The sequence below is a fragment of the Candidatus Schekmanbacteria bacterium genome (genome assembly GCA_003695725.1).
Lineage (GTDB): Bacteria > Schekmanbacteria > GWA2-38-11 > GWA2-38-11 > J061 > J061.
The window spans coordinates 1-4,228 of sequence record RFHX01000028.1; the positions used below are offsets into that span (position 1 = coordinate 1).

Sequence of the window (4,228 nt, forward strand, 5' to 3'; positions counted from 1 at the left end):
ATTTAACCCTTACGGGCATAATTCTTCTAATCTTTACTACCTTCTCTTCAAATGTCATTGCAGGTTCGATTTCTCACCTATCATCTGATAGAGACCTTCTAAAAACAATAGATAGCAAAGCTTTTATGGCGGAAGAACAAATCGGTGATTTAGAGGGTTTTGAAAAATTTGAGCTTGACGGTGTTGAAGATATTTCATCGTCTTCAACAACTGACGACTATCAATGGCATAATCCATCGGCACTTTCCTTATTGATTGAATATACTGCGGCAACAGGAAATGTTGTTTTCGAATTGCAAAACTGCCAATCAGAGTCAAATCTTCTCTTATATGCCCCAGTATCTACTTTACCAAAACATTCCATATTTGTGAGACGAGAGGCAGACAACTCTGCAAGACCTGTTACTGCTGATAACTTCACACCATCAGATACCACAGACAACAATATATATGATGGCGATGAATCATCAGAGGAATATGGCAACAGCGAAGGATTTGATCTCCTTTGGCTATGCTCGAGACTATTAGATTATGACTGGACTCGTCCCGGAACTTCAACAATATCATGGAACGGAAGCGCTCCAAAAAATTCGTGGCTTGCTTATCAGGTCAGAGTAGGATATGCTCCTTTGACAGGGGGCGAATCATTCCCAATACCCGAGCCATCTACCTTGATTCTTCTTGGAGTTGGCTGTGCCGGATTGTTTTTCATAAAAAAGAAATTTTCTTGATATCTTCTTACAACTGGCAAAAAAAAATCGCCTATCTTTTCATAAACCGAGCTATCTCCTCTGCAAAATAAGAGATAATGATATCGGCGCCTGCCCTTTTGATTGATGTAAGACTTTCTATTATTATAGATTTTTCATCGACATAGCCCATCTTAGATGCCGCTTTAATCATAGAATATTCACCGCTTACCTGATAGGCAGCAATTGGGAGATTAAATCTTCTTCTTGTTTCACTTATAATATCAAGGGAAGGAAGCGCAGGCTTTACCATAACAATATCAGCGCCTTCTTCTATATCCTCTGCAATAACTCGAATAGCTTCACGGCTATTTGAATAATCCATTTGATGAGACTTTCTATCACCAAAACGCGGTGAAGATTTTGCGGCATCACGAAAAGGTCCGTAAAAGGCAGAAGCATACTTTACAGAATAAGACATAATTGGGACATAATTAAATCCTTCGCTGTCAAGTCTTTCCCTAATGGCTTTCACCCTTCCATCCATCATATCTGACGGCGCAACCATATCTGTGCCTGCCTTGACATGTGAAAGTGCTGTCTCAGAAAGTAATTCTAAAGTTTCGTCATTTACTATTTTGCCGTCCCTTATAATTCCACAATGCCCTGTACTTGTATATTCGCAAAGGCACACATCTGTTATGAGAAGGATATTATCACCCAAGTTGTCTCGAATCTTTTTAATACAACGCTGCACGACACCGTCAGATGCATATGCCTGAGAAGCTTTCTCATCTTTTTTCTTGGGAATACCAAAGAAAAGAAATGCTTTTATTCCCAAGTCTTTGAGTTTCTTTATTTCATCAACTACAAGGTCATCGGTATATCTAAAAATACCGGGCATTGCTTTTATCTTCTCTTTTCTTTTTTTGCCTTCAATAACAAATAAAGGACAAACAAAGTCATCGAGGGTAAGTTTTGTTTCAGCCACCATTTCTCGCAAAATGGCATTTTCTCTCAGCCGTCTCATTCTTCTCTTCGGAAACATTAATATCTATTCCTTTCTATAAAAATACTTGCATATTGAATCTGCCAATTCTGGTATTGTGAATTTAGGCGGCTTAATATCTGCTTTTAAATTATATTTTTCAAGCTCTTTTTCTGTAATATCTCCTATCACAGCAAAGAGAGGCTTACTCCCATTCATCTTGAAAAAATTCTTGCCTGCTAATTTGAAAAAACTTCTGACAGCCATAGAAGATGTAAAAACAACAACATCAATTCCACTTGAAAGCTTCTTCTTTAAAGCATCTTTGTTTTCAATGGCCGTTACTATATCATATAAACAATATTCTTTTATCTTTCCCCCCATAGCCTTTAAAGATTCTCTCAATATCGAATTTCCTGATGAAGATCGAAAGACAAGGATTTTCTTATCATTAACTGCTCTTTTCCTCAAACCTTTGGCAATTCCTCTTGAAGAATATTCTTCAGGTACAAAGTCAACTTCAATACCTATCTTATTGAGCGTATCAGCCGTGGCTTCCCCAATGGCACATATTTTAATCTTTTTTAATCCAATCTTCTGTACCTTCCTCATAAGTTTCTTTTCAAAGATATTCACTGATGTCTTGCTTGTAAAAATAATCCATTCAGCTTCATTGATTTCATTCAAAATCTTATCTTTTATAGCTTTCACATCTCGCTCACATACTTTAATTACTGGAACATTTATTGCCTTTGCCCCTCTTTCCCTAATCAATGTTGACAATCTTTCATCTTTTGATTTCGGCCTTGTTATCAAAATCTTTTTACCCAACAGCGGTTTTTCAGTTGAAACCAATCTTTCGCCAAGTCTAACTGTTTCTCCCACGACGAGAATCGCAGGTGATTTAACTTTCATCTTTTCTGCAATCCTGACTATATTTCCAATATTTCCACCTGCCGCTCTTTGAGTCGGCAAGGTCCCTTCTTGAATCAGAATTGCTGGAGTCCTTCTTGAAACACCTGCTCTTATCAAGGATGCAGTTATTTTTTTAAGGCCGCTAACAGTCATAAGGACAATTAAAGTAGCCCCCTTTTTGCTTTTTAATATCTTTGCTTCTTCCTTCAACGATGCTGGTTTCCCGTCTGCTCTTTTGCCTGCCGTTATAACAACTGTCGAAGCATATTGCCGATGAGTAATCGGGACACCAATAGACTCAGGCACGGCAATTGCCGAGGAAACACCCGGAATAACCTCGACGGTAATGTCTTTTTCGCTTAGATATTCAACTTCCTCCGCTCCTCGTCCAAATAAAAAAGGGTCCCCCCCTTTAAGGCGGACAACGGATTTTCCTTTTTCTGCTTCAGCCAAAATTAGTCTGTTGATTTCTAACTGGCTATTGTTATCAGCACCTGCCCTTTTACCACAATATATGAGCTTTGACTGCTTTGAAGCATATTTAAGAATTGATTTGTTTATTAGGCGGTCATAAAAAATCACATCTGCTTTTCTGATTGCCTCGATTCCTTTGAGAGTTATGAGTTTTTCATCGCCGGGACCCGCTCCAACGAGCACTACTTTTCCCTTTTTCCTGTTAGTCCTACTTTTCATATTACTTGATATTCAAAAATTTTTCTGCCCCTTTATCGAGCATTTTCTGTGCAAGAATCCTTCCCAACTCTTCAGCCTCTTTGATATCTCCTCTGATTTTATCTTTCAACATTTCACTGCCATCAGAAGATAGAATTGCACATACGATTTCAGCTTTGTCATCAGTTGTTGAACAATAAACACCAACAGGCAAATGGCATCCTGCACCTATCTCATTTATAAAAGCCCTTTCAGCCATAACAGCCGTTCTTGTTCGAAAGTCATCTATTGATTTGAACAATCTCCTTAAAGATGAATCTGCCTTCAAAACTTCAACTGCTACAGCGCCCTGTCCTGCTGAAGGAATGAAATAATCAGTGTCGAGGTATTCACTTACTTTCCCTTGAAACCCGAGTCGATTGATGCCGGCAGCTGCTATGATAATGCCGTCAACTTCATTTTCTTCAACTTTTCTAATCCTTGTATCAACATTCCCCCTAATCTTTACAACATCAACATCCGTGCAGTAATGAAGTAAAAAAGCTCTCCTTCGAGGGCTTGAAGTTCCTATTTTGAAAGGCATTGGCAGACGAGAAAGACTTTGCGCTTTATTCGATATGAATACATCTCGCGGGTCTTCCCGTTCAATAAAGGCGGCTATATCAAGTTTATCCGGAATATTTGCCGGCATATCCTTTGCGCTATGGACTGCGGCATCTATTTTTCCTGCCAAAAGCTCTTCTTCCAATTTTTTCACAAATGAACCCTTGCCTAATTCACTTCTGCTGTTTCTTCCAATATCACCTTCCGTGGTTATCCCTATTATCTCAACTTCTACAGAGGTATTCTTTTGAAGTATTGCATTCCTCACCAATTCTGCCTGCCTAATTGCAAGCTTGCTTTTTCTTGTGCCAAGTCTTATTCGTTTCACATCTTCTTTTTATTTCTTGGGATATACCGACTC

The 4,228-nt window shown here is 38.7% G+C and carries 4 protein-coding genes; 1 reads left to right on the plus strand and 3 read right to left on the minus strand.

Annotation, left to right across the window (positions count from 1 at the left end):
* Positions 1–731 (plus strand): PEP-CTERM sorting domain-containing protein (locus tag D6734_01140; protein ID RMF97924.1); only part of this gene is annotated, 731 nt, incomplete at its 5' end.
* A gap of 31 nt (positions 732–762) precedes the next feature.
* Here D6734_01140 and hemB read toward each other — a convergent pair.
* Genes hemB through D6734_01155 form a run of 3 tightly spaced genes read right to left on the minus strand, consistent with a single transcriptional unit; the run spans position 763 to position 4,195 of the window.
* Positions 763–1,737 (minus strand): porphobilinogen synthase, encoded by a 975-nt coding sequence (gene hemB, locus D6734_01145; GenBank protein ID RMF97925.1) that lies wholly within the window; start codon positions 1,735–1,737, stop codon positions 763–765.
* Positions 1,738–1,743: 6 nt separating this feature from the next.
* Positions 1,744–3,285: a uroporphyrinogen-III C-methyltransferase gene (cobA, locus tag D6734_01150; GenBank protein ID RMF97926.1), complete on the minus strand. Its 1,542-nt coding sequence runs from the start codon at positions 3,283–3,285 to the stop codon at positions 1,744–1,746.
* A 1-nt stretch (position 3,286) separates the two neighbouring features.
* Complete coding sequence (locus D6734_01155) at positions 3,287–4,195, minus strand: hydroxymethylbilane synthase (protein ID RMF97927.1); 909 nt, start codon at positions 4,193–4,195, stop codon at positions 3,287–3,289.
* Between the last annotated feature and the right edge of the window lie 33 nt (positions 4,196–4,228).

Excerpts from the sequence above, each read along its gene's own strand:
- hemB (RMF97925.1), bottom strand. The coding sequence starts at position 1,737 with ATGTTTCCGAAGAGAAGAATGAGACGGCTGAGAGAAAATGCCATTTTG.
- cobA (RMF97926.1), bottom strand. The coding sequence starts at position 3,285 with ATGAAAAGTAGGACTAACAGGAAAAAGGGAAAAGTAGTGCTCGTTGGA.